Source organism: Bacillus sp. CH140a_4T (assembly GCF_008923725.1).
Taxonomy (GTDB): Bacteria; Bacillota; Bacilli; order Bacillales; family Bacillaceae_G; genus Bacillus_A.
In genome coordinates, this window is sequence record NZ_WBPF01000005.1 from 642,103 (window position 1) to 668,507 (window position 26,405).

23 protein-coding genes and 3 pseudogenes are annotated in these 26,405 nt (G+C 35.2%); 8 read left to right on the forward strand and 18 right to left on the reverse strand.

Annotated features, from left to right (window positions below; genetic code table 11):
- Positions 1-110: 110 nt before the first annotated feature.
- The gene (locus tag F8162_RS28675; protein WP_192797602.1) at positions 111-248 is read right to left on the reverse strand and encodes a hypothetical protein; all 138 of its coding nucleotides are present in this window, start codon (positions 246-248) and stop codon (positions 111-113) included.
- A 167-nt stretch (positions 249-415) separates the two neighbouring features.
- Between F8162_RS28675 and F8162_RS04305 the strand changes: the two genes are divergently transcribed.
- Complete coding sequence (locus F8162_RS04305) at positions 416-1,447, forward strand: S66 peptidase family protein (RefSeq protein ID WP_151634670.1); 1,032 nt, start codon at positions 416-418, stop codon at positions 1,445-1,447.
- A 75-nt stretch (positions 1,448-1,522) separates the two neighbouring features.
- On the forward strand, positions 1,523-1,918 hold the full coding sequence (locus F8162_RS04310) for a DUF3224 domain-containing protein (RefSeq protein WP_151634668.1): 396 nt from the start codon (positions 1,523-1,525) through the stop codon (positions 1,916-1,918).
- 214 nt (positions 1,919-2,132) lie between these two features.
- Here F8162_RS04310 and F8162_RS04315 read toward each other — a convergent pair whose 3' ends face one another.
- The 8 genes from F8162_RS04315 to F8162_RS04355 all read right to left on the reverse strand — a co-directional run bounded on the left by F8162_RS04315 (position 2,133) and on the right by F8162_RS04355 (position 9,966).
- Positions 2,133-2,510, reverse strand: coding sequence for an enoyl-CoA hydratase (locus tag F8162_RS04315; RefSeq protein ID WP_151634666.1), 378 nt, complete (start codon positions 2,508-2,510; stop codon positions 2,133-2,135).
- 84 nt (positions 2,511-2,594) lie between these two features.
- A complete protein-coding gene (locus F8162_RS04320; RefSeq protein ID WP_151634664.1) occupies positions 2,595-3,842 on the reverse strand; it encodes a DUF1015 domain-containing protein in 1,248 nt (415 codons plus the stop codon).
- Between the two features lie 13 nt (positions 3,843-3,855).
- A complete protein-coding gene (locus F8162_RS04325) occupies positions 3,856-5,028 on the reverse strand; it encodes a 3-phosphoglycerate dehydrogenase family protein (protein WP_151634663.1) in 1,173 nt (390 codons plus the stop codon).
- A gap of 12 nt (positions 5,029-5,040) precedes the next feature.
- On the reverse strand, positions 5,041-6,123 hold the full coding sequence (serC, locus tag F8162_RS04330) for a 3-phosphoserine/phosphohydroxythreonine transaminase (RefSeq protein WP_151634662.1): 1,083 nt from the start codon (positions 6,121-6,123) through the stop codon (positions 5,041-5,043).
- A gap of 208 nt (positions 6,124-6,331) precedes the next feature.
- The gene (locus F8162_RS04335) at positions 6,332-6,523 is read right to left on the reverse strand and encodes a DUF378 domain-containing protein (RefSeq protein WP_000670801.1); all 192 of its coding nucleotides are present in this window, start codon (positions 6,521-6,523) and stop codon (positions 6,332-6,334) included.
- A gap of 89 nt (positions 6,524-6,612) precedes the next feature.
- Entirely contained in the window at positions 6,613-7,680 is a 1,068-nt protein-coding gene (locus tag F8162_RS04340; RefSeq protein ID WP_151634660.1) for a glycoside hydrolase family 113, read from the reverse strand.
- 925 nt (positions 7,681-8,605) lie between these two features.
- Positions 8,606-8,845: a cupin domain-containing protein gene (locus F8162_RS04345; RefSeq protein ID WP_151634658.1), complete on the reverse strand. Its 240-nt coding sequence runs from the start codon at positions 8,843-8,845 to the stop codon at positions 8,606-8,608.
- Positions 8,846-9,138: 293 nt separating this feature from the next.
- A complete protein-coding gene (locus F8162_RS04355) occupies positions 9,139-9,966 on the reverse strand; it encodes a helix-turn-helix transcriptional regulator (protein WP_151634656.1) in 828 nt (275 codons plus the stop codon).
- A 952-nt stretch (positions 9,967-10,918) separates the two neighbouring features.
- Here F8162_RS04355 and F8162_RS04360 point away from each other — a divergent pair.
- Complete coding sequence (locus F8162_RS04360) at positions 10,919-11,335, forward strand: VOC family protein (protein WP_151634654.1); 417 nt, start codon at positions 10,919-10,921, stop codon at positions 11,333-11,335.
- A 22-nt stretch (positions 11,336-11,357) separates the two neighbouring features.
- On the opposite strand, the pseudogene F8162_RS04365 reads toward F8162_RS04360, so the two are convergent.
- From F8162_RS04365 to F8162_RS04375, 3 genes and pseudogenes are all read right to left on the reverse strand, one after another.
- A pseudogene (locus F8162_RS04365) lies at positions 11,358-11,949 on the reverse strand (WXG100 family type VII secretion target); the annotation flags it as partial.
- A gap of 660 nt (positions 11,950-12,609) precedes the next feature.
- Positions 12,610-12,823 (reverse strand): annotated as a pseudogene (locus F8162_RS04370) (small, acid-soluble spore protein, alpha/beta type).
- A 50-nt stretch (positions 12,824-12,873) separates the two neighbouring features.
- Positions 12,874-13,752: a CPBP family intramembrane glutamic endopeptidase gene (locus F8162_RS04375; protein ID WP_151634650.1), complete on the reverse strand. Its 879-nt coding sequence runs from the start codon at positions 13,750-13,752 to the stop codon at positions 12,874-12,876.
- Between the two features lie 360 nt (positions 13,753-14,112).
- Here F8162_RS04375 and F8162_RS04380 point away from each other — a divergent pair, with 360 nt between their 5' ends.
- The 3 genes from F8162_RS04380 (at position 14,113) to F8162_RS04390 (ending at position 18,132) form a co-directional block, all read left to right on the forward strand.
- A complete protein-coding gene (locus F8162_RS04380) occupies positions 14,113-15,450 on the forward strand; it encodes an erythromycin esterase family protein (protein ID WP_151634648.1) in 1,338 nt (445 codons plus the stop codon).
- A gap of 201 nt (positions 15,451-15,651) precedes the next feature.
- Positions 15,652-16,230, forward strand: a complete 579-nt coding sequence (locus tag F8162_RS04385; RefSeq protein ID WP_151634646.1) for a sensor domain-containing protein — start codon at positions 15,652-15,654, stop codon at positions 16,228-16,230.
- A gap of 114 nt (positions 16,231-16,344) precedes the next feature.
- Positions 16,345-18,132 carry a hybrid sensor histidine kinase/response regulator transcription factor gene (locus F8162_RS04390; protein WP_151634644.1) on the forward strand — a complete coding sequence of 596 codons (1,788 nt, stop codon included), beginning with the start codon at positions 16,345-16,347 and terminating at the stop codon, positions 18,130-18,132.
- Positions 18,133-18,391: 259 nt separating this feature from the next.
- On the opposite strand, the gene F8162_RS04395 is transcribed toward F8162_RS04390, so the two are convergent.
- The 4 genes and pseudogenes from F8162_RS04395 to F8162_RS04415 form a co-directional block, all read right to left on the reverse strand.
- The gene (locus F8162_RS04395; RefSeq protein WP_151634642.1) at positions 18,392-20,782 is read right to left on the reverse strand and encodes a penicillin acylase family protein; all 2,391 of its coding nucleotides are present in this window, start codon (positions 20,780-20,782) and stop codon (positions 18,392-18,394) included.
- Positions 20,783-20,864: 82 nt separating this feature from the next.
- Positions 20,865-21,614, reverse strand: coding sequence for a DnaD domain-containing protein (locus F8162_RS04400; protein ID WP_151634640.1), 750 nt, complete (start codon positions 21,612-21,614; stop codon positions 20,865-20,867).
- Between the two features lie 291 nt (positions 21,615-21,905).
- Positions 21,906-22,058, reverse strand: a pseudogene (locus F8162_RS04410) (S-layer homology domain-containing protein); the annotation flags it as partial.
- A gap of 23 nt (positions 22,059-22,081) precedes the next feature.
- Positions 22,082-22,663 (reverse strand): TetR/AcrR family transcriptional regulator, encoded by a 582-nt coding sequence (locus F8162_RS04415; protein WP_151634638.1) that lies wholly within the window; start codon positions 22,661-22,663, stop codon positions 22,082-22,084.
- A 224-nt stretch (positions 22,664-22,887) separates the two neighbouring features.
- Here F8162_RS04415 and F8162_RS04420 point away from each other — a divergent pair, with 224 nt between their 5' ends.
- Positions 22,888-24,138 (forward strand): MFS transporter, encoded by a 1,251-nt coding sequence (locus F8162_RS04420; protein WP_151634636.1) that lies wholly within the window; start codon positions 22,888-22,890, stop codon positions 24,136-24,138.
- Between the two features lie 137 nt (positions 24,139-24,275).
- On the opposite strand, the gene F8162_RS04425 is transcribed toward F8162_RS04420, so the two are convergent.
- A complete protein-coding gene (locus tag F8162_RS04425) occupies positions 24,276-24,734 on the reverse strand; it encodes a hypothetical protein (protein WP_151634634.1) in 459 nt (152 codons plus the stop codon).
- Between the two features lie 349 nt (positions 24,735-25,083).
- On the opposite strand from F8162_RS04425, the gene F8162_RS04430 reads away from it, so the two are divergent.
- Entirely contained in the window at positions 25,084-25,791 is a 708-nt protein-coding gene (locus tag F8162_RS04430; protein WP_151634632.1) for a DNA alkylation repair protein, read from the forward strand.
- Between the two features lie 79 nt (positions 25,792-25,870).
- On the opposite strand, the gene F8162_RS04435 is transcribed toward F8162_RS04430, so the two are convergent.
- Entirely contained in the window at positions 25,871-26,203 is a 333-nt protein-coding gene (locus tag F8162_RS04435) for a DUF3895 domain-containing protein (protein WP_151634630.1), read from the reverse strand.
- Positions 26,204-26,405: the final 202 nt, after the last annotated feature.

Consider the following 26,405-nt stretch of genomic DNA (forward strand, 5'->3'; position numbering starts at 1 on the left):
CCCAGCAAAAAAAACCGAAGAAACTACCTATACTTCAGACACTTAAAGTATCACGAACGTTGCGATTTTTAGTGACACTCCGTATCCAATCTCACTTTCATCCCAAGTGCCTAAAGGCGATAGCTTTCTTGTTCTGGAAAAGCTGTAACCTCTCCATTCATGATGATTGTATTTTCGATTGGATACGACCAACCTGTAATCATTATGGTTACAGGTAATAAAAAATAGCAACCATCTTTCTTATGCAATGTTGCATACTGTAATTTTCAAATGCAATTCAACACTTAGACTGAATTCTTGAATAACAGCAGGTAAACAGATTGATGATGAAGAAAATAATGTGATGCATCATATTTTTTCAAAGCTACAGTTTGTATAGTTGTAGTCCATTACATTATGTAGGAGCGGAGTTAACATGTTAATAAAACCAAACAGATTACAGCCAGGTGATATCGTGGCAACAGTAAGCCCTTCATGGGGAGGCGCAGGTGATTCTGAGATACGATGGCGGTATGAACAAGGCGTAAAGAGATTAGAAGAAGTTTTCGGTCTTACGGTTATCCCAATGCCAAATAGTTTAAAAGGTAGCGAATTCATTTATAACAATCCACAGGCTCGTGCAGAAGATTTAATGACAGCTTTTAAGGATACGCGCATAAAAGCAATTATTGCGAATATTGGCGGTGAAGATAGCATCCGTTTACTCCCTTATATAGATTTTAATGTGATACGTGAAAATCCGAAAATTTTTATGGGGTACTCTGACGTTACTGTTTCACACTTGTTTTGTCATAAAGCAGGAATTTCCTCTTTTTACGGTCCAGCCATTTTAACGGATTTTGCCGAAAATGTAGAGATGGATCCATATACAATTGAAATGGTAAATCGAACTCTCTTTTCAAATGAAACGATTGGCGAAATTCAACCAGCTCCTGAATGGACGAGTGAGCGTTTAGAATGGATAGAGGTAAATAAAGATACAAGGCGTACGATGCAACAAAACAAAGGATATGAGCTACTTCAAGGCTCTACCACTGTACAAGGGCGTTTAATTGGTGGTTGTATAGAAGTACTCGAATTTGCAAAAGGAACGGAACTTTGGCCTGAGAAAAAACATTGGGAGAATTGTATCCTTTTCTTTGAAACTTCTGAAGACCATCCAGAACCAAGTTATATAAAATATTGGTTACGAAATTACGCAGCGCAAGGTATTCTCCAAAAAACAAAAGGCATTATTTTTGGTAAACCAAAAGACGAAGCATATTATGAAGAATATAAACACGAAATACTGCAAGTTATGAAGGAACATAACTTAGAAGATTTGCCGATTCTTTATAATTTAAATTTTGGCCATACCGAACCGAAGTTGATTTTACCTTACGGTGCGATGGCAGAAATTGATTGTGAAAATGGATCTTTTTCTATTTTGGAGAGTGGCGTGGAATGAATAAAAACTCTCCTATGAAATATGACTGTGAATTGATACTTTTTAAAAGTATATAATTGGAGGGAGATTACGTGTATGGAAGTAACATTTACAGTAAGTAAATGGGATGAAAAACCAATCGATGATACTAAAAAAGATTTCCCTATTAATATTGCTCATGTCGAATATGATATTGATGGTGAATTAAAAGGAAAAGCTTTTGTTGAATACTTATTATATTATTTAGACTCAAATATAAATGATGGTCACTTAGCTACTGCTAAAATTTCTGGATTTTTACACTTTGAAGGAGTTTATAAGTGGCAACAAGGGACATTTACAGCTATAGAGCAAGGAATATTTGATAAAGGAAATTTAGATTCCCCAGGAACAATTATTAAAGCTACCGGTAACTTAGAAAATCTAAGAGGATCCTATCATTATCAGTTTACAGGTCAAACTAGTAAACTGATTTTAGGGTTTGAAATTTAGCAAAATACCTTATAATTTAGTGGAAAGGACATTTCTTGTAATACTAGGAATGTCCTTTTTGCTGACGAGCTTATTCAAGTTAAGAATGAACAGAGTATATTACATAACGTCTTATTATCAGTATTCAGCAGTGCATATCATTTTCGTTATGGTGGAATTAAAAATCTAAGCCCGAGTGACACGGCCCCCACCTATTCGTTACTTTTTCTACTAACTAAAGAATAATCCCCGAAAAACTCCCCTTCATAACTTCCTTTTCAAGTTGATTCCTACATATAAACATCGCCATAATCTTTGTACGATTTTTTTCATCGGGTTCAAATTGTTCAATGGTTACGTCACAACGAATCGTATCACCGCTAAACACAGGACGTACAAATTCAAAATCCATCTTGCGAGCTAGTACGTTATAATCACCGCCCATTTTTGTAGGCAGCGTTGATGTTAACAGTCCTTGTACAACAAATCTCCCCTGCTCATCTGACGTAACATGATGAACACCTTCATCTTTAGATACTTCCGTAAATAAAACAACATCTTCTTTTGTAAAAGTTCGTTCAAAGGTGATTTTTTCGCCTACTTGCAATTTCATCCATACTCCTCCTCAAAAACACTTATAACATAAGAAAAACCGAAAATAAAAATCATTTCGGTTTTTCAATCTAAAGAAGTCTATTTATTTTAATGAATGTACAAACAACCCGCTACGCAGTTTCGGTTCAAACCACGTTGATTTCGGCGGCATAACTTCCCCGGCGTCTGCGATTGCTAATAAAGCTTCCATTGATGTCGGATATAATGAGAACGCTGCTTTATATGCACCGCTATTTACAAGGCGTTCTAGTTCTTCTAATCCGCGGATTCCTCCGACAAAGTCAATGCGTGAATCAGATCGCGGATCATGTATTTCAAGTACTTGGCTTAATAAGTGATCTTGCAGAATAGATACATCTAAACCTTTAACGAGATCATTCGCATCAAACGTTTCCTCTTTCACTGTGAGCTGATACCATTTCTCGTTTACATACATACCAAATGTTTTTGGCTCATTTGGTTTATATGGTGAAACAGATGCATCTTCTACATAAAAGTATTGTGCAATTTGTTTTAAAAACTGTTCTTCTGATAAGCCGTTTAAATCTTTTACAACTCGGTTATAGTCCCAAATGGATAATTCATCCTGAGGGAATAGAACCGATAGGAAGAAATTAAACTCTTCTTCTCCTGTGTAATTCGGATATTGTTCTCTTCGCATGAGCCCTACTTTTGCTGCTGATGCTGAACGGTGATGTCCGTCTGCAATGTACAAGTTAGGAATATCTTCAAATAAGTTTACTAAACTTGCAATTACTTCTTCATCAGCTATTTTCCAAGCGACATGCTTAACGCCGTCTTCTGCTGTAAATGTATAGATCGGCGCATGTTCTTCTTTCCAACTGGCAATGAAACGCTTTACCTCTTCTTTTGTACGATACGTTAAAAAGATAGGACCCGTATTTGCATCACACACATCTACGTGACGAATGCGATCTAGTTCTTTTTCATGACGTGTTCTCTCATGTTTTTTAATTGTATCATCTTCATACTCATCGATAGACGTACAAACGACAAGGCCTGACTGCGTTCTTCCTTGCATCGTCAGTTCATAAATGTAAAGCGCTGGCTCCTCGTCTTGAATGAACACTTCTTCTCGTATCAATCGATTTAAATTTTCACCCGCTTTTTCATATACGCGATCATCATACGGTGAAAGTGCCGGGTCTAAATCAATTTCTGCTTTATCAACGTGTAAGAAAGAATATGGATTCTCTTTTACAACCTCTCTTGCTTCTTCACTATTTAATACGTCATACGGTAAAGCTGCAACTTCCGCTACTTTTTCTTCTACTGGACGAATGGCCCGAAACGGTCGGATTTTTGCCAATTCCCTCTCTCCTTTACACAATCATTCGAACGGCTACAACACCTGTAATTTTGCTTATATTTTCCACAATATTCTCTTTTATTATATCATCAATTCCGTTATCAATATCAATCATTGTGTACGCCCAAGAATGTTTACTACGATTAATCATATCAGCAATATTAATATGATGTTCTGCTAAACATCCTGTAATTTGTCCTACCATGTTCGGAACGTTTTGATGCATGATTGTAATACGTTTCTTTCCGATATAAGGAAGTTCTACGTTTGGATAGTTTACTGCATTACGAATATTTCCTGTCTCTAAATATTCACGTAATTGACGTGCTGCCATGACTGCACAATTTTCTTCCGATTCAGACGTAGATGCACCAAGGTGAGGCGTCGCTGTTACGTTTTTCATTTTAATCACATTTTCATTCGGGAAGTCTGTTACGTAATGCGTAATAATATCTTCTTCTAACGCTTTTTGAAGAACATTTTCATCTACAAGTTCTCCTCTAGAGAAATTGAATAGACGCATACCTTTTCTCATCTTCTCTACAGCATGTTCACCAATAATTCCCTTCGTTTGATTCGTAAGAGGAATATGAAGGGTAATATAATCACATGTTGCGAAAATTTCATCTAAACTAAATGCTCTTTGCACTTGCGTAGAAAGGCGCCATGCAGTTTCAACTGAAATGTAAGGATCGTATCCGACAACGTCCATCCCTAAAGCTAACGCATCATTCGCAACTAAAGCACCGATTGCGCCAAGTCCAATAACCCCTAGACGTTTCCCTGCAATTTCTGATCCAACAAATTGTTTTTTTCCTGATTCAACAAGCTGAGGTACTTCTTCGCCCTCTAAATTTTTCGTCCAGCTTACCCCATTAATAATGTTACGTGAAGACATAATAAGGCTGGCGATAATAAGTTCCTTTACTGCATTGGCATTCGCTCCTGGTGTGTTAAATACTACAATTCCTTTTTCTGTACAGCGATCGACAGGAATATTATTTACACCAGCACCAGCTCTTGCAATCGCCTTTAAGTCTCTTGAAAATTCTTCTTGATGTAAAGAATAACTGCGAAGTAAAATACCGTCTGGGTGGTCCATTCTATCCCCTACTTCATAACGCTCTCCGCCAAGGACTTGCAAACCTTTTTCTGCAATTTGATTTAACGTTTGAACACGAAACATATCCCCATCTCCCTATCTATTCTCAAGCTCAAATTCCTTCATATAATTTACTAATTGCTGTACGCCGTGTGCTGGCATCGCATTGTAAATACTTGCACGCATACCACCGACTGAACGATGTCCTTTTAGCGTAACAAGACCGCGTTCTTTCGCTTTTTGTAAAAACTTATTGTTCAGCTCTTCTGACGGCGTTGTAAACGGAATGTTCATAAGTGATCGATACGTAGGATCAACTGGTGAAGTAAACAATTTTGATTCATCTAAGAAATTGTAAAGAAGTGAAGATTTTATTCTATTCTGTTTTTCAATCGCAGATACTCCGCCTTGCTCTTTCAACCACTCTAGTACAAGTTTCGTTACGTAAATACTAAAGGACGGCGGTGTATTATATAAGGAGTTATTTTTGCTGTAAGTTTCATAGTTTAACATCGTAGGACAAGAGCGATCTGCTCCCCCAATTAAATCTCTTTTTATAATAGCAATCGTTAAACCCGCTGGCCCTAAATTCTTTTGCGCTCCCGCATATATAAGACCAAACTTCGTAACATCGTATTGTTCTGATAAAATATTTGAGGACATATCCGCAACGAGCGGCACTTTATCTAAATGTGGAATATCCACATATTTCGTCCCCTCAATTGTATTGTTCGTTGTAATATGTACATAATCTAGTTTTTCATCGCTCAATAAACCATCCAGTTTAGGAATTGTAGTAAACTTCTCTTTTTCAGAAGAAGCAATCACTTGTACTTCCCCTACTTTTTCAGCTTCTTGCAGCGCCTTTTTAGACCATGAGCCAGTCAACACGTACCCTGCTTTTTTATACGTATTCATTACATTTAACGGTATCATAGAGAATTGTAATGACGCACCGCCTTGTAAAAACAATACTTCATAATCATCAGGAATGTTCATTAGTTCACGAAGCAAGTTACCCGCTTCATCTATAATACTTTGAAAATAAGAAGATCGATGACTCATTTCCATAATTGACATGCCTGTCCCGTTATAATTTACAAGCTCCTTTTGCACTTTCTCTAAAACTGGCAAAGGGAGTATTGACGGTCCAGCTGAAAAATTATACACTCTCTCCATCACCCTGAAAACCTCCCTATTTCTCATTTTGCTATTTTTTAAACTTTCTGAATTATAACCTAAAATATAATACATGGTCAATTTGTTTTCTATTATTACGGTGCAAGAAGCAATGGAATCGCTTGCATGTGTAAACTTTTTTTACAAACATACAAAAAGTGTTAAGTACATACTCGTACTTAACACTCTAGTAATAATAGAATAATAGCTAATCGTTCGTAAAGAACCGATCAAAAATTTGATAAATAGCAGAAAGACCAAAGAGCCAATAAATAGTGTCCACAAGCGCCGGCATAGAACCAAACCATTTCTCAACTACATTGTAATCTAACGCTACAAATAACCAATTCAAACCTCCAAGAATCACCAAAATTACTGTAAGGTAAGACAAAAATTTCATTATGATTGCCCCCTAGGTGATAAGATGGTGAAAGGCCTTTCACTAGAAATATATGTGGTAAAATTCAAAACTTACCTATTTAATAAAAATTATTTTTGGTACCAGCCATTAATAACCATTTCTGCCTCTTTACTATGTATTTGATACGCATGCGTACTATTATGAGAGCCAATAAACCAAATAGAAAAACCTTTAAAATATGGTTTCGGTTCTAATACATCACGGTAAGCGCGCCATCCGTTTAATTGTACGTCTTTTGAAAACACATTAGAAACATCTGGATTCCACGGATTTTGCAATCCAAGTTCACGCGCTGGAACGTTAAATCCACCAAAGTAAACCGGTTTTCCTGTTGCTTTATGTAATTGTTCTAATTGCTGCACAACATTTTGCCCACGATTATACACTGTCGTCGCAAATAAACTTTTCTTTACTTCTTCATATGTTGGATTTCTTTTTCCCGAAACTTCAAACCAACTATCGATACTTACAATATCCACCTTTTTTAAATACGGACGATTGATTTTCTCTTTAAACTTCGCTTCATATGAAGGATCAAAGCTTGCTGTTAACCACCAATTCATTTGATACAAAACATTTCCTTTATACTGCTGACGGACGAAATCAATCGTATCGCTCCAATATCCTTCTGCATATTCCATATTCACGAAATTAGAGGCAATCTTAAGTCCATACACATTGTATTTACTTGTAATCGAATTAAAGATGTCTTGTAAAATAACCGTTTTCCAATTCCAGAAGAAATCATTAATATTACTCGGATTCCATTCCGTTTCTCCAACATTTCCTTGCTGAATATATGGGAACGGTTCCACTATCACTTGAATATTACGCTTTAATAATTCCTGAATTAAAATAATAGCCTGTTGCTTTTGTGCTTGATTAATTACCATGTTCGTAGAAGTTACATTCGGAATATCTACCTGAATCGGTACATTTACTGTATTTAAATTTAAGCGCTCTACATCAGCTAACACTTTCGCCACATTTCCAACTTCCCATACCGTTACATTTCCTGATTTGATTTTTCCAGATTGAACAGTATTTACATCCGCATGTACATTTCCTTGAAAACAAAAAGAAAATAGCATAATAAACACTCCTAAAAAACTTACTAAACTCTTATTTTTCTTCACAATTTTCCTCCTATAATTTTTGGCATTCTTGCTTATTCTATACAATATTTCACATATATTCCACAAGAATATTTAATGAAATTTCATCAACAAAAATGTTATTCATCCTTTATTCACACCTTATTCATACTAACCTCCTAAAAATAGTAAGGTAAATAAAAAAGGAGCAAATTTCCGCTCCTTTTCTATCTTTTCACAATTGAAGTTATTAAATTTTATCTGATAACCTAACCGAATCTACTTCTTCGTATAATTAAATTTTCATACTCATAAATGTAGCAAAAAATTTTTATCTACATTCTCTTTTGTATTAATCTTACATTTAATTAATTTTTTATCTTTATAGTTAATAATTCCTTTCTTCTTTCAAAAATCATACCATCATACAAATATATTCTTAACTGTGTACAAAGTAATAATTACTTCATGAATATTATACCTATAATTAATTCTTTTAGTTAAAAAATAAAGAAGGGAGAGAGATACATATATGATCCAAGTGTTCATTAAATCGGAATTTAACGAACAGTTGAAAGATGTAAGTTAAACTTCCCTCCTATCTTAGATGTTGTACAAAGACATGAAAATGGATACTTTTTTATAAAGGAATTACTTTAGTTATATATATCTACGTACATCTTTACCATGATTTTTAATAGCAAATCTGTTAATTAAAAGGTACAGTTGCGTATAACGATTCTTTCTAACATAAAAATACATCACTATTAAATAGTGATGTATTTTTATGTTAGATATTAGAATAGGAATACGGGCGAATTAATAAGGAAAAGGTTTATGCATAATATTTCTATAATAGGGTATCAAATAAAGATGCATGCTTTATTCCATAATAGAGCATTTAAATCCTAACTTCTCAATTTTATCTACACTTTCTTATCTGCCAACGAAACATTAGATACAATTATCAATCTATTTCCCTTTTAGGCTCTACCAACATGATGTGGGATTCCTCTTCAGTGAAAGGTTTAATCTCAACGCCTCTCGGGACAATAAACATCTCGCCCTTAGAAATTTTCACCTGTCCATCACGAAAATCGATGAACATCTCCCCTTCAAGCACAATAAATAGCTTATCCGTATTAGGATGCTCATGCCATATAAAATCTCCATTAGCCTTAAAAAGCTGAATTTGATCATCATTCATTTCACCAATCACTTGTGGATACCAATAATCGTTAATTTTAGACAACTCGTCATTTAGTTTAATAGGTTGGTAATGGATAATAATCCCTCCTCATTTATAACTTCCATTATATTACAGTAATCTAGGTGAAAAAGTCGTCATTACGCTTAAAAAGAAAATGCTCAGGCCAGAACTTTTCATTCAGATAGTACAAAGGAGTGATTTCAATGAAAGTTTTTTCAATCCAATGTTTCCTTTAACTCTCCATAAGTATAGAACAGTGATTTTCAAATAAGAATGGACCCCTGTTGACATTAGTATGGATTATTGATGAACTTCTCGCGATATTTAGTAGGCGAAATGCCAACTCGTTTCTTGAAAACTCTACTAAAATATAAAGGGTCTGCGATTCCAACAGCCTGCGCAATTTGTTGTACAGGCACACCACTTGTACATAACATTTTTTGAGCCATCTTTATACGATAGTTCAATAAATATTCTACTGGCCCCATACCTGCATGCTTTCTAAACACGTAAGAAAGACGATTTCGATTAACATTATTTTGTTCTGTAAGTGTATGTATTGTAATATCTTTATAATAGTATTTATGAACATAACTAGATATTCGTTCGAATAAAGTATGCGACTCATAGTTGTTTTCTCTATTGACAACACTTAATAAAGCTTCATTCAACGCTTCGCGAAACAGTATTTCGGTCTGAAACATCGAAATGCCTCCACGCTGATTATACACATCCCAAAGACGCATAAGTAATTCGACAAGACGAGGAGATTGTCCTGTTAATAATTCAAAATGCTGATGAGTAAAGCCAGAGTCTTCTCGTTCTGAATTACTTATCCGATATAAAACAAGAATATATTCCCAGTTTATTTCACCAAGCATTTTATGGGCTAATGTCATTTTTGCACCCCCATGTATAACTTTTCCAGGGGAAAGGGTATACGGCGTACCATTAAATTGAAATTGCGTCTTCCCTGTAAGTGGAAATACAAATCCTGGGAAAGAATCTGTAGACTCAGCACAAGGCACACCTGGATTTTTAGCATAACGATATACTCCTTCTACTCGGAAAGGATTATTGGCAAGATACTCTGCTAACTCATTCACGTCCAACTTCACAATGCACGCCTCATTTCAATAATAGTTTTCTTGTAATTCGCGACATTAATTGGTGTACATTCTGGGCAACGCTAAACTAAAAATAGTACATACGACTTAACAAGATTTGGTTACTAACCTATAAATATATTGTTTTTCATTTATTTAGTCTACTGTTAAGCAGCTTTATTGAAAGTCAGAAATTTAACCTTACTACATAATATTAGTATGTATGAATGAATGTTATTTGTGAATTATGTTAATTAAATTATACGATTTCAGTTTGTGTTCATAGTGTAATTTTTGGTTTGTATGAAGTTTTAAATCGAGACTGTTTACAATGTAGTTTGCGATAAATAAGAAATTAATCTTTTGTTTAAAAATGATTAATTTCTTTTTATGATTTAAATGTATTTTAATTTTATTATAAAAGAGCCTAAATCATAGCCGGTTTTTATTATAGCTATAACTGAAATTAGGGCCAATGTATATTTAATAAATGGATTTTTTAGGAACCCCTTTATATTTTAAACCTCCATTCTCGATTGAAAATATTCTTGTTCGAGGATAAAAGCCCGCCTAAAATTAGGAGGACTTTTATCTTTCATATAAGTGAATCCGATTTTATGATTTTAAAAATGAGTGTCATCTGTTATACCCCTATAACGCTAACTGTTCAGAACATGCTCTGACATTATTAGTATTATTATACTCATGTATATAATGGATATCAATATTATAGTAATAGGTAGATTCCCTCTGCTGTTAAGTAATAATACAATTGTTTAATTACAAATAAAATTGTTACATTTACAATAAAGGTATTTAAAAATTCCAGTGATGTTATTCGGTTAAAGGTACATTTTCTTGAATAATAGAAAGGAATATTCATAAGTAAATCGAAGTTAATTCAGAAGCTGTTATCTAGTATAGTATCGGCACGTACTACTCAACATTAAGGAGGAAATCGATTATGAGTGACACACAGATATTACGAGGATTAACCACAGTCAGTTTTTGGACGGATGATCTAGCAGCGGCAAAGAAGTGGTACGCCGAGCTATTGGGCATCGAACCTTACTTCGAACGTCCAGGATATACCGAGTTTCGTCTTGGCGATTACCAGCACGAGCTGGGGCTGATTGATAGCCGCTATGCGCCCAATGGTTCAGCGACCGGACCGGCCGGTGCTGTAGTGTACTGGCACGTCGATAATGTAACAGCAACTTTCAAATATCTGCTATCTATGGGAGCGAAAGAATACGAGGCACCCACAGAGCGCGGCGAGGGGTTCATTACTGCTTCCGTGGTCGATCCCTTTGGGAACATCTTAGGGATTATGTACAATCAGCATTATTTAGAGGTTCTGGGTTCGACTAGAAAAACGTAATTTTACAGTTCACCAAGGCTTGGTAAGCTGCATATTGTTCTCTGCTTTCCAGATCTCCATTCCAAAAAATTATTCATAAATGTATCTGATAGAGTGTTCCATGCAGGAGGAATAGTCTCACTATAGTTTACAATCGTATCTTGCATATTTAACCAAGTTTCTTTATCTCCTAAAGTTACGAATCCTTCCCATGCATCTACAACACCATCTATAAATCTAGTAGAAATACCAGTCGACGCAGCATTTAAATCCTTTTTATTAAAAAATGACTCTTCTGGGTTTGGAGGGAGCTTTCCACACATGGCTCCTTCTTGAATATCAGAGTCAACTAAATTACCAGCATACAATTCATCCGCATCTCGAAATTTAACAGCTGCACGTTCTAATTCTACTGCGATTTTATCTCATTCTTGCAAAATGTTAAACATCATTGGTTTTGCTTCATTAAACATCTGATAGAAACGATCACTGCTTGCTCCGCTCCACTGAGAAGCTATATATTCAATTTGAGAGTATAAATCCTTATGTATATATTCTAATGATGATCTCGTATTTTTTACGGTTTTAGCAGCTTGTTCTAATTGTTCCGGTGTTACCTTTATTTGTGTGCTCATTCCATCCCTTCTTTGCATATATATTATGAAAATTATAACATATCATTATTTCATTAATTTTATCATTTGAAAATATACGTTCCTAAAATTGAAAGTATGTCCCATCATAAAAACCGCTCCAATTCCTCATTAGAAAAATGAACTGCCCCCTTAAATAACCCTCGTTGTTATAAAAGAAATCACGTTTTTATACTGATAGTATTATAAAATAAACGGTTTATTAATTTTGCAATGAAATTCATTTTATAGCCCCCTCTCTTTGTCAATAATTTATCTATTCAATACAATTATATATTCAGATAAATAATTAATAAAAACCAACAAATTTCCCAAAAATATATTTCGGTCATTACATAATTTTTGGTATTCGATTGATAGTCGTAAGAAAAACACAATAGGGTAACGCCACATGCTCGTCAAGCGAAGTTAAAATTATATCCTCAAAATAAAAAAATGCTATACTTATCGTAAAAATCTTCAACTGGAGTACTGATGAAATCAGAAGGATTGAATCCATGCTTTAATTCAGCATCCGTTGTATTTCTTCCCGAAGTCCTTACTCCTCTTTTTACACAAAAACAGACTGTGGAGAAGATTTTCTCCACAGTCTGAAAAGAATCCATTTAAATATATATAGATTCTTTTATTTATCACCTTAACTTACTGTAACCTATATTGTCCTGTTAACTGTTCTTCGGCCATTCGAACTAAGCGTTTTGTTATTTCTCCACCGACAGAACCATTTGTACGTGCTGATGTATCCGGTCCTAATGTGACTCCTAATTCACGAGCAATCACGTACTTCATCTGCTCAATAGCTCTCAGCAGAAATAAGAATCTCATTTGTATTACTTTCATGTCTTTGAGCATTCATAATTGCGCCTCGTTATATTTCACTAATTGAATTTAAAACACATCCGTATGCTATTTAGTAAGATTTACTATTCGAGACGTAATTATTGCAGTAATTAAGATAATAATAGCGGTTATCAAGCCAGATTCTCCAATCCAAATCTCAGTTTGATATCCTGTACTTGCACGTGCGAAAGGGCCTTGTATAATGGCATTCCAAGTGGTATGGATGATAACCGACGGCCAAACGCTACCTGTGATCAGTCGTAAATAAGCTGTAATATAACTGAAGGGCACAATACAAAAATAGATGCCAAGTACTGAAAGTAGGATAGATGATCCCTCTACATATAGACCAGCAATAACAATTGGAACATGCCACGTTGCCCAAATCAATCCACTAATAAGGATAGGCCGTGAAAACTCTGCATCGACTAGCCTTGTGAGCATATAACCTCGCCAACCCATTTCTTCTCCTAAAACTGGGATTAAGTTAAGCAAACTTCCTAAAATGCTGCTCAATACTACTAGATAAATGAAACTGAATGGTTCCGGTAGATACTGAAGTCCAAGTATATTGTAGATCGGTTCTAACATACCACCTTCGGGATGCTGAACCCCCGCAATTCCGCTCAACCAGGCGATAGAATAAGTAATTCCACAAATAATCATAGGTATTAGCAGAGCAAAACCAATCCCCTTCCATATCTTTAAGTTACCGAGACTAAAAGATACATCTTTAAACCCTTCTTTCAGTATTATGCGAGTCAAAATAGAAGAAAATGCTGGGGTAAACATATATACCACAATAAGCGGCATACTTTTCGTAATTATTACTGCTACATTTAAGATAATAGAAGTAATGATTAAGATACTCAGAAAGAGTTGAAGTCCTATTTTAGCACGTTGGATTTTATCTTTATTGCGGAACGATTTTGCGTGTAATATCATTGTAATCCGTCCTTCCCCTTGCATTCACTTGTTTATCGAATGTACTTCTTGTCATTTCCACAGACACAACTTAGCATAAAAATATTTTTGTATACAGATTCATTCATATTTAAAATCCCTCCCAAATTTATAATCTAGTCTTACTTGTGACTCATCAATGTAATTATTATTTATAAGTTGTCATAGCCGATAGTACAAAAGTGTAATGATTAGTCTATGACCTGTGTCAATTCACCTTATGACAATATGTAACTAGAAAATATGATATGGGATAGATAACAATTGAATTAAGGCAATTGATACGTGCAAGTACATGAATCAATCTTGCTTTTAAAAATAATTCAATTGAGGTGGAAAAAAATGAATAAGAAAAGAATGATTGCAATGGTTAGTACAGCTTTATTAGTCACAGGATGTGGAGAAGTAGGAAACGCTCAAACAGTAGCAGTCGAAAATTCAGGTCAATCAATCCAAAAAAATATAGTTAAATCAATACAATCACAGGCTTATCCATTAAAAACGATAGAGCCGTCAAAATCATTTGAGGATTTAAAACCACTTAAGAAAATGATTGGGGGCGCACAATATGTAGGATTAGGAGAAAATACTCATGGAAGCTCTGAAATTTTCACTATGAAGTTTCGCCTTGTGAAATATTTGGTTACTGAGATGGGGTTTACAAATTTCACAATGGAAGAAGATTGGGGAAACGGCTTAAAGCTAAATGAATATATCCAAACAGGAAAAGGAAACCCTAAGGAATTTTTAAACTTGTTATATCCTACTGATGAAATTATAGCCATGATTGAGTGGATGAAAGATTATAATGCTGATCCGTCCAATAAAAAAAAGATCCAATTTATTGGGCTCGACTTAAAGGAATTGGACCAAGGTTGCTTCAATAAAGTAATTGATTATGTAAGGCTGCATCGACCAGATTTGCTGGCAGAAGTAGAAGAAAATTATAAAGAATTGTCGGCTTTTAATGGAGGTTTACAGGAATATATGAACCTTGCTCCTGAAATAAAGGAAAAGTTCAAAGCAAACGCTGAGAAAGTAGCTCGATTACTAAAAGATGAGAATAATCAAGCCAACACAGAAATAGTTTTACCCGAGTACATCTGGGCGAAAGCAACGGCAAGTGCAATAGAAAAATTTACCACAATGCTAATTCCTAACGACTATCCAAGTATGTTAAAGCTACATGAGCAATACTTGGCCGATCATGCAATGTGGGCACAAGAGACATTGGGTGGTAAAACGATGGTATGGGGACACAATATTCATATAGCTAAAGGAATTATCGATGAGAAATTATACCCTTATGTTGCGGGGCAGTTTTTGAAGGAACGTTTAGACAATAATTATGTCACCATTGGCAGTACAACTACGGAGGGGAATTTCACCTTATATAGCGAATATGCCCCTTCCACTGGAGGTAAGATTACAACACGCGAGATTCCACAAAATGTAAATAGCTTTAATTATACCCTTGGAAAAGTACCATATAACATGTTTTTATTGGATAACCGTCACCTTAAAGGACAAGCAGAGAAATGGGTTAAAGCAAAAAGACCATTACTAAGTATAGGAGGACAAATCCTCCCGAACGAATCGGTATACTTTGATAAATCATTACTTGAGCAATTTGATATTATTTTTCATATTCGAAAAACAAGTCCATCTCATATTCAATAAAAGCACAAAACAATCCCTTCTTGCATCTGCAAGAACGGGATTGTTTTATGATGATTCATATAAGCATCTTTTTTAAGCAGAAATAGGTTACTCTCCCCTGTTTAGCATCATTTAGAAATGTCATATGACACTTTTACACTAGTGAGAATGACAAAAAAAGCAGTACAATTCGGTTATTACATAGATAGGAGCGAGAACTTTATGAAATCAAGATTCATTCAGAATGGTTATTTTTTATTGCTAACTTTCGTTACAGGATTGTTTTATTTTTGTTTTTATCTAATAGCTCTGCTATTCAGTTTCACCCTTTCATTTACGGTAATTGGGATTCCACTAGTTATACGCGTACTACAGACTACTACACTTTTTATCCAATTCGAGCGCATACAGACGAAAATTTATACAGATATTTCAACAGACTCTTATGATAGAAATATAACAATAGATACATCGAACTGGACTCAGGTGAAATTAGTACTTACTGATCGTCACACTTGGTCTGCTGTCTTTTGGTTAATGCAGAAATTAGTAATTGGTATTTTCAGTCTCATTAGTGCAATCATTTTTTATGTAATGCCACTTATGTTGCTGTTGGCACCACTACTGTATCGCTACATTGAAATGAATATTATATTCTTACAGATAGATACTTTTGCCAAATCACTCTTTGTAATGTTTATGGGTATAGTATTTACCGCCATAAGCATTAGAGTAGTAGATGGTTTGACAAAGAAAATTGGGGGCTATACACGTAGCATGATCCGGCAACTAAATCAATAGAAGTTTACCTTCTAAGAGAGAATTGTTGTCTAAAATTAAAAAGTACAACAATGTATGAAGGATTAATTTATAATATAGGAAGTAAAAAGGTAGGCTATTTAGGGGGTAAATGACTTGTTAGATATGGTTAAGTATTGGTTTTGGTACGATTGGATTATGTTAGGAGTCCGTATACTTGCTAGTGTGTCTATCATTCTAGCTACATTAAATTTTCAGGATGGTTTAACATTACCACTTTGGATTATTATTCTTTGGGAAATTATTGCCTTCTCTGTTCCATGGGTAGCCTTATTATTCAATTATAAATATTATTTGTTCACAGAAATATTGCTATATGGTGGACTATGTATATATTTAACCTCATTATTTCCGGAAGCTTACAGTACATTTCTTATATCGGTGTTTCTAATTGCTGCAAATAGTAAGCATTTGTCCTATTATTGGACAGCTCCAATAACAGTTTTTATAACAACTGGAATTTTCTATGCGGTTGCGCCAAGTAATAGCTATTGGATTATGGTTACCTACTATGGACTTGCTTATGTAATGGGCTTCGCTTTCCATTTATTAATCGTCAATCATAAGCAAAATGAAGCAATTCGTAAACAAAACGCAGTACTTGAGCAATATATGTCTCAGATTGAACGCATTACACTGGCAGAAGAACGGAACAGACTGTCGAGCGAGCTTCATGATACAGTTGGTCACGCTTATACTTCAATTATTATGGGGATGGAAACGTTGCGTACCGAACTTGCTACTGAAATGGGTATACAGAGGCTAGACTCTCTGCTTGAAATGGGACGTAAAAGCATCGAGGACGTGAGAGGATACCTACATCAAATGGATTCTCCGTGTCAATTCCCTTCCTTGATTCAATCTCTACAAAATCTTGGAGCCGAATTTCAGGAGCACGCTCAGGTAAATGTAAGTTTTAGGACATTCGGAGAGGAATATCAACTATCTCGGCAAGCGAAGATCGCATTCATTCGTTGCTTACAGGAGTCCCTTACGAATGCAGTACGTCATGGTCAGGGGACTGAAATTATAGTTTCATTGCAGTTTGAACAACAATATACGAGGTTAGAAGTTCAAGATAACGGAAAAGGAAATGTAGAATGGCAGGAAGGCTTCGGTATGAATGCGATGAAAGAACGGGCAATGAACTTGCAAGGTCATTTGTCTGTATATACAAAGCCAGAGGAAGGAATGCTTGTTACATGCACCATACCGCGACAAACTGAAATAAAAGATGGACTTATTCGTTTGTTAATTGTAGACGATCAGCCATTTGTTCGGGAAAGTTTGAGGACACTACTCGATAGATATGAAGATTTAAATGTAGTCGGTTTGGCTGAGGATGGCAATCAAGCCATCGATTTGTGTGGGCGCCTTCAACCCCATGTTATACTTATGGATTTAGATATGCAGCACATGAATGGAATCGAAGCAACCAAAAAGATTAAGCAACAATGGCCACATATCCGCGTATTGATTTTTACAACGTTTCAAGATACCGAACAGGCGTTAGAATCGCTTCGCAACGGTGCGGATGGTTTTTTACTTAAATCTATTGAAACGTTGGAGCTAGCTAATACGATCCGACTTATTCACAAAGGTGGGACACTAATTGATCAGGGAATGTCTCACAAAATATTCGAGAAATTTGATGAGCAAAAAGAGACACCACAATCAAGAGCCACCGCTTATGAGCTAACAGCTAGGGAGATAGAAATATTGCAACTAGTAGCAAAAGGACTTCGATACACTACCATAGCATCAAGGTTATACTTATCAAATGGTACGGTCAGAAATTATGCTTCCACAGCTTATACAAAGCTAGGCGTCCGTAACAAAGAAGAAGCTGTTCAAAAGGCTCTAGAAATTGGAATTATTGAATAACAAAATGTTTTGCGATATATAAAAATGAGTAACAAAGAAACAGAACGCTTTGTGTGGTTTCTTTTGTAACAGAGTAAATAAGGCCCATTATCGTATAAGTAAATGTTAAAACATTTACTGTTTTGTCATAATAAAATCATTGAATCTTATCCTCTAAAATACAAAAGCCTACTATCAATTTAACTGATAGTAGGCTTTTAACATTATTTAAGAACTTGGTTATGTTCTAATTTAACAGTTTTCATCAGTGGAAATATTATCACTTCGGCTCTAAATTTAACACTTTCCCCTCTATCCCCTCCGTATTCAATGTTGTCGTATGATACGTTCCGTTTACCCAATCATCTATTTGATCATGATACCAATCGCTTCTAAAATGTCCCGATTGTCCTGGCCCTACGATATGATAACCATTTGACATATCTTTCGTATCAATAATGAATCGCCAAGACGCTCCGTGATTGACAATACCGTTATCTCCGTAACTCGCTGCTTGAACGGTAACTTGGCTGCCGCCAATTGGAACTGGTTTTTCGCGATTAAATGCAAGTAGTGCTAACATACTAGACGATTTTGAGATTGGATGTGTAAAAGTAAGTTGATGATAATCGCCCCACTTCCACTCCGCAACATTCGGTCCATATTCCTTCTGTAATTTCTTCATTACATTTTCGTACGATGTATGCACAACTTTCGTGAAACCTCCGTATTTCGTAAACCAAGCGCCGGTTTCTCCTGCTACTTCTTTTCGAATCAATTCATCAACAACTTGTGACTTCCCTTCAAATAACTCCATTACGTCTTTCGGTATTTCTTTTGAAAATAACGTATTCGAAATCTCTTTCATTAATAAATGGAATATTAATGGTGCAGCTTCATCTTTACTATCGTAAAAATTCCACTTTGTTAATTGTTTTACACCTTCTTTCTCTACTTCATTTAAAGATGATTTATTTAACTCTTTTAACAATATAGGAGTAAATTCTTTCCCGTATAAATTTTTTTGATCCATCTGTAACTCTTCTAAATCTTTCACCGTATACTTTTCCTTCTCTTGTAAAAACTCTTGAATACGCATTTGCCTATATGGCTGTGCCCACGTATTACTAATATGGTACGGATAATTATCATCCACAATTTTATTATTTGCCGTTGAAATAAACCCTTGTTTTGGATTTATTACTTTTGGGAGTTGATCATATGGGATATACCCTTCCCACTCATATTCATCTGTCCACCCTGGTACTGGTAAACTCCCATCTCCTTTTTTACGCACTGGTATATTTCCGTTCGCTTTATAAGCAATTGTGCCATCATTTGATGCAAATATAAAGTTTTGAGTTGGTGTATGAAAGTCTTGAAGTGCCGTTTCAAACTCATTCCAATCTTTCGCTTTATTCATATTTAATACAGCCTTTAATTCAGCGGAAGGTTCCAAAGCAGTCCATTTCAAAGCGAATACTGTTTTCGTTTTCTCTTTTCCTTTATCCGCAAACTCTGAAATAACTGGACCGTGCCTCGTAACAGTAACGTTATAAGGAATTGTTTTCCCGCCTTTTACTTTAATAGATTCATCAACAACTGTAGCTTTTTCCCACTTATCGTTATACAAAAATTCATTTTCATTATTAGGATTTCGCTTCTCAATATATAAATCTTGCACATCAGGACCTGTATTCGTAACGCCCCATGCTATTTTGTCATTGTGTCCTAATATAACACCCGGTACTCCAGCGAAAATAACGCCACTCACATGTAAATCTTTCATTTCAAGTTTTGATTGATACCAAATAGAAGGCGTCGCAAGAGATAAATGAGGATCATCCGCTAAAATTGGCTTACCAGACTCACTCTTCTCACCGCTTATGACCCAGTTATTGCTACCATTAAACTCTGGCGGAATGATCGCTTTTGCAAAACTTTGTGCTACGTCCACATTTGTATTTTCCAGTTCAGCTAGCAATCTAGGCGCATCTTTCGGATATGTAGGAAATAGCTCATTTGCTTGCTCTTTCGGTAAATTTTTCAGCGCCCAATATCGAAACGCCTGTCCGTGCCAGTGTCCACCTAAATCAAACGCCATATACTTCCCAATCGTTAAAGTATCAACAATGGACCATTCAGCAGGCTCATAGCCTAATAAAGTAAACTCAACTGGCAATTTCTTTTCCTCTTTCGCCTCGCGTATAAAAGCGTTCACCCCATCAGCAAATGACTGCAGGGCATACTTCGCTTCCCCGTCATATTGACTAACAGACGCTTCGGCTGCTCGCCGTAAACCGAGCGTTCGAAACAACTTATCTCGATCAACAGCTGCTTCCCCTACAACTTCACTCAACATCCCAGAAGCTTGCCTTCTACTTAAATCCATTTGAAACAAACGATCTTGCGCTTGTACATACCCTTGCGAAAAATATAAATCATGTGCATTTTCCGCTTTAATATGCGGTACCCCTTTACTATCCCGCTTTACCTGAACAGCATGTTGTAAATCCTCTAGCTTTATCGTTCCATCTATCTTCGGCACAGAGCTAAGCGTATATATGTTCAAAAAAATCACTGTACAAATAACTAACAAAAGAACGATACTACTAGACCAAATAAAAATTCTCTTACCTCTAGTTCGTTTCTTCTTTATGACGACTTCCATATTACCCCTCCTTTCTCAAACTATTCGCTTCTATTTAAGGAAGAACCTTTTAGAAAAGTTGAAAAATCCGTACTTTCTCATACTATGGATCATACAAACTACATACCTCTCTCTTATGTACACCTTCCTTCCCTTCAATGAAATCTACTCTCCCTTTCTTACACCAATTCCTCAAAATCCCCTTCACATAAACAAGCGTTCGCTTATTCTGTTCAAACGCAATTTTAAGTGCCTCTAATACTCTCTCTCCTGAAATTTTTTGTATCCACTCCTTCAATTCCTTCACAATATATGGAGATAAACTATTTATATGTTGTTCGTAAAACTTATAAACTTCACCATTTGGCGTATCCTCTTCTATCTCTTCCTTCTCCTCAGCAACTTCTTGTAAACTACTATTATCCTCTTCTTTCGGCATACCAAAATACTCTAATAACAATGGAATCTTCCATTCTTCTTCAAGACATGTACGTAAAAACATATGTATGAACTCTTTATTTTTTACAGTCTTTAACTCACGCAACACACACTTCTCTACATTCGTATTTAAAATAGGGTTATAGTGTAGCCAATTTATTATGTATAACTCTTTCGTTTCCGCATCGTATAAAATCTTTCCGTATTCAACAAACCTATTTAATAACTTCTCAACAGTTTCCATACTGTAGCCTGTTTCCAGTTCTGCCACACGCTTCGGTAATACGTAAATTCCACATTGCTTCGTTTTCGTACTAGTTAACAAATATATGTAAAAATAACGCTCCTCTGGCGTTAAATCTAATATGAATTCATCTTGCCAAAAGTTCACCTGCACATTACGGTACACAGTCATATGTTTCCCTCCTCTTTTTATTTTTTAAAAGGCAGAATTCAATCCTTCAATATACATATAGGAATGAAGGGTTTGTTTTTTGCATTTGAATTCCAAATTTTTTTAACTACTACAACGCCGGTTTTATTTTTTCGCGCTTTTTTGTTCTTGTAGTTGTTTTTGTTTTGTTTTTTCTTAGTGATTTATTACTTCGTAGGTGCTTATGAGGGGCTTGGAAGGGGCTTCATAGGGGCTAAAATAAAAAGGAGCTATTCCAAATTTTTATCTTAGATAGCTCCTTTACCATTCTTTCTATTTTTGACTTGTATGTAACATCTTCACTATAAAGACAGCTGCCTCACCACGAGTTGTTGTACCTTTAGGATTAAACTCATTATTTCCAACACCCGTAACTACCTGTAAGCTGTATAATCGTTGTACAGGCTGTTTGTATGTGATTAAATAATTGAAACATACTTATACAAAAATTATTTTACTAACGATACTATTAGCGATACCGAATTATCTATAACGGAACGTTCTGGACGTGATTTCATTAATACTGTTAATCCAATTAAGGAAGTGACTAATGTTTGTGCTACTGCTTTAGCGTTCAAATCACTTTGCAGTTCTCCTGATCGAATTCCTTTCGTAATTAATTCTTGAAAAATAACTGCAAGATACATTTGATGTTCTCTAGTCAATACTTCAAATTTTTCATTATGAGGAGCAAGTTCGACCATTGTGTTAATACAAAAACAACCTTTACTGAAATCTTTTTTATATTCCTCTTCCACCATATTTTCAAAAAATGTCCGAATTGCTTCTTTTACAGATTGTTCGTTTTGAAGTTTTGTTCGTATATTAGCTGCATGTAAATTTGTGTATCTCCTTAATGCCGCTTCAAATAAACCCTCTTTATCACCAAAGGCTGAATATAAACTTGGCTTTTGTATTTCCATTTTAGCAGTTAAATCGCTTAATGAAGTAGCTGCGTATCCCTTCTCCCAAAAAAGTTGCATAGCAGCATCTAAAGCTTTTTCTTCATCAAATTCACGTAGTCGTGCCATTTAAAACCATCTCCTTTCTACATCTAGTTATTAAGACTATACATCATCATTTATGTACCAATCGGTATATTATATATCGTATTAGATTATAAACGACATGTCAAAAACTCATAACTAAATCAAAATAAACTTGACATATATATTTATTCAAGATTATATTTTACTTACAAATAACATACCGTTCGGTACATTATTTGTAAGTAATGCAAAAAGGAGCTGATTTTATGAATAGTAAAGAAAAAATGATGACCATTCGAAAACATACTCACACTCAAGTACATTCGCCTGTTCATACAACAATGTCTCGTTATATGACTCTATTATTCTCAATAGCTTGCGGGATGGCTGTAGCAAATATATACTTCGCTCATCCACTACTTGATTCTTTATCAAATGAATTTAAGATTAGCCATTCAACTATCGGTATTGTAATTACTATTACTCAATTTTGTTATGCACTTGGTTTACTTTTATTAGTTCCACTCGGGGATTTATTAAACCAAAAGAAAATAATCATTGTCCAAATGCTTTTATCTGTTTTCGCTTTAATTATAATCGGGGTCGCTCCCTCAAGCACCGTACTTTTTATAGGTATGGCCTTAGTAGGAATTCTTGCAACTGTTACGCAAACACTCGTCGCATATGCATCAATTTTAGCTAATCCAGCGGAACGTGGGCGCATAGTAGGTTTCGTTACAAGTGGCGTTGTAATAGGTATTCTCCTTGCTCGTACATTTGCAGGCACATTAACGGATTTAGCCGGATGGCGATCTGTTTATCTCACCTCGGCTATTCTTTTACTGTTCGTAACTGTTTTGTTACAACGGAATTTACCTACTCTTGAACATAAAAAAGCAACAACTATGTCTTACCGAAAATTAATACACTCTGTTCTCTTATTATTTGTAGAAGAACGACTCTTACGCATTCGGGGAATATTAGCATTGCTTATTTTCACTTCATTCAGTATTTTATGGACTTCTTTAGTATTGCCTCTCAGTGCTACACCACATAATCTATCCCATACATCTATTGGTGCGTTCGGCCTTGCTGGAGTGGCGGGTGCATTAGCTGCTACTAAAGCTGGACAATTAGCTGATAAAGGATTCGGACAAAGAACAACTGGCATAGCCTTATCATTATTAGTACTTTCATGGCTTCTAATTAAATTTATAAACCACTCTCTATTATTACTAATTTCCGGCATTATCCTTTTAGATTTAGCGGTGCAAGCTGTACATGTCACCAATCAAAGTATGCTGTTCACAGTGCGTCCCGAAGCAAGAAGTCGACTCACTGCCAGTTACATGATTTTTTATTCTATCGGTAGTGCAACAGGTGCAATTCTTTCAACAAATATGTATGCAAAATATGGTTGGGATGGAGTATGCACATTAGGTATATCTGTTAGTGCTTGTGCTCTTTTATTTTGGATAATAACCTTACGGCGATCCTCACAGCTGAACGAAGAATAATTCATTTATGTTTAATAAGTGTTTTTCTACAAGAATAGAGTTTTCTTTTCAACACAAATCAACGGCATTTTCATATAAAAAATGCCGTTGATTCACAATTTCATGATGAGGAATCCTATACTATTGAAATACATCTATTACAAATTCCCTTTAACGCTCTCGACAATCTCATTTATTGTATTTCGATCAAACTTATCACTAATTTCGTATGGTTCACGGTCTCCTACTAATTGTACGCCTACAATATCATTGCGATCCTTACCATATTGCACTTCAATAATCAATCCACGCTCTATTTGTTTCCAAACGAGACCTGCTTCATCTTTATTCTCTAAAATGATACAGTCCTCAATGCTTTCGTCAATCCCAATTAACTTATTTTCATCCATATATCCTACCTCGTATTGTTGACGTTCTTTCGCTTTTCCACTTACTAATATACCTTTGCTACCATATGAGTAATCCGTATAGTCCTTTTTCTCCAATTGTGCCGCTTTCGACTCTTGCGCTTTAGTTTTTTCAGTGTTCCCACAACCCATGATAAGACTAATTGGCATCACTGTAGTTAGTATTACTCTAGTAAATTTCTTTATCATTTAGAATCAACCTCACATATTTAACTTTAAATTCCATTTATCCCCTTACCAAATAATAACATGATAATACCGAGAGAGAGCCAAAGGTAAACTATTATTTTCATCCCCAAAATTTATGTAATAAGCTATACCTCTGTATTTCCTTCCTTTTTACTTTCATATAGTATCCTTACAATTATAGATAACTAGACTTTCAAAATCACTAACTGCATTATCTACAAATTATAGAAAGTAGACATCCTACTCACATAAGATTTAAAATTAGGAAGTATGGAAAACATGATAAAAAATATAAACTAGATGCTCACAATTATCATGGTCTTTATATTAAGGAAGGAAGTGCACAACTTTGGATTTTAAAACAGTTATGCAGGAGCTTGAAGCCCTCGGCAAGGAAAGAACGAAAAAAATATACATATCTACTGGCGCGCACGAGCCAGTTTTCGGCGTAGCTACTGGTGCGATGAAACCAATTGCTAAGAAAATAAAAGTAAATCAAGAATTAGCTGAAGAACTTTATGCGTCAGGCAACTACGATGCTATGTACTTTGCAGGCATTATCGCGGATCCGAAAGCTATGAGTGAATCGGATTTTAATCGTTGGATGGATGGCGCATATTTTTATATGTTGTCTGATTATGTAGTAGCAGTCACTTTATCGGAGTCAAATATTGCACAAGATGTTGCTGATACATGGATTGCAAGTGGGGACGAGCTTAAAATGTCTGCAGGCTGGAGTTGCTACTGCTGGCTTTTAGGAAATCGAAAAGACAACGAATTTGTCGAAAGTAAAATTGCCGCTATGCTTGAAATGGTAAAAAATACAATCCACAATTCGCCAGAACGAACTAAATCCGCTATGAATAATTTCCTAAACACGGTGGCAATTTCATATGTACCACTACACGAAAAGGCGGCCGAGACTGCAAAAGAAGTTGGTATAGTTGAAATAAAACGTGAAAATAAAAAGAGCAGTTTGCTAAATTCTGCAGAGAGTATTCAGAAAGAACTTGATAGAGGAAGACTTGGTTTCAAGCGTAAATATGTAAGATGTTAGATGATTAAAAAAGGTGTCAATCTAAGCAAGATTGACACCTTTTTTGATGAGAAAAATGAATGAATTCCCCCTGCACACCTTATCCGTTATACATTTCTTCATTCAATTTATAAACTCTATCTCTTTTCTCATCACTTTTGACAAAAATAAGCTTTCCTTCTTTAACAAAAACTTCTAATAGTAAGCATACTTCTCCATATGCTTTAGGCTTATTCGTTGTGAATCTTTCATCTGATATTTTTCCAGCTCGTATTAATTGTTCGCATAACTCAAGAGCACTTATTTCTTCAGAATCCACTAATTCCAATATATCTTTTTGCAATGGCGATAAAGGTACTGGTATTTCAGCTACCTCCACCTTTTCTTTTTCATTTTCTTCTTCAAATAAATCTTCAAATGAAATTTGATTCATTACTCCTTTTCCTTTCTAACGATTAATTTGTATAACATGAACTGAATCCTATAGCGTAGTTATTGTTATGTATTACTTACCTTATTACATAAATCTCAAACTCATGTACATCGTTTCATATAGTATGTTTTGATTATACCAAATATACGTTCTGTCTTCTATCGTAGATTGAAAAAAGACACGTTTTACTGTTCACAAATAG